The following is a 647-nucleotide window of genomic DNA, read 5'->3' as shown; positions in this document are numbered from 1 at the left end:
CTGACGCGTCCCTATCAGTTATGGCAGGCGGATATGACGAAGGTTTGGGTTAATGGCACAGGCTGGATGCATTTATTTGCAATCATAGATTGCTTTACAAGAGAAATTGTAGGCTATTGTTTTAGCTTATTTGCATCTGCTAAGGAAGCGCTAAAGGGTTTAGAGATGGCAGTAGAGACTCATTTTCCAATAGGCATTCCTGATGGGTTGGGGCTTACTCTCAACAGTGACAATGGGTGTCAGTTTGGTTCAAGGAGCTTTCAGGGTGTAGTAAAAGCTTTTGGATTTACATTTACTCGCACCGGTTATAACAGCCCTCAAGAGAACGCTTATATAGAGAGTTTCTTTAGCAAGTTTAAGGAAGAAGAGGCGTGGCTTAAGGAATACGAATCAGTTTATGAGGCAGAGCAGTCTATTAGGGAATGGATTTACAAGTATAATCACGAGCGGATACATTCCAGTCTTGAGTATTTAACGCCGGTTGAGTTCAAGGAGAAGTGGTTTTCAGAGCATAGTATAGTCAGGGTTTCAAGTGAAGCTTTAGTAAGGGTATGAACTACATCTTAACTTATGAAAAGATTTGTCTTGACAAATGGGGGTCAGTCCACTTTTCGCTTTACTTTGATTATCATAAAGACCCTGATGAA

At 41.0% G+C, this 647-nt stretch carries 1 protein-coding gene; it reads left to right on the top strand.

The window, feature by feature from the left end; translation table 11 throughout:
• Nucleotides 1-555 (top strand): DDE-type integrase/transposase/recombinase (locus QMD71_10100; GenBank protein ID MDI6841175.1); only part of this gene is annotated, 555 nt, incomplete at its 5' end.
• Nucleotides 556-647: the final 92 nt, after the last annotated feature.

The sequence above is a fragment of the bacterium genome, from assembly GCA_030018315.1.
Lineage (GTDB): Bacteria > Hydrothermota > UBA3073 > JACQXS01 > JAGMCI01 > JASEGA01.
This window is presented reverse-complemented; position numbering and strand designations above follow the sequence as displayed.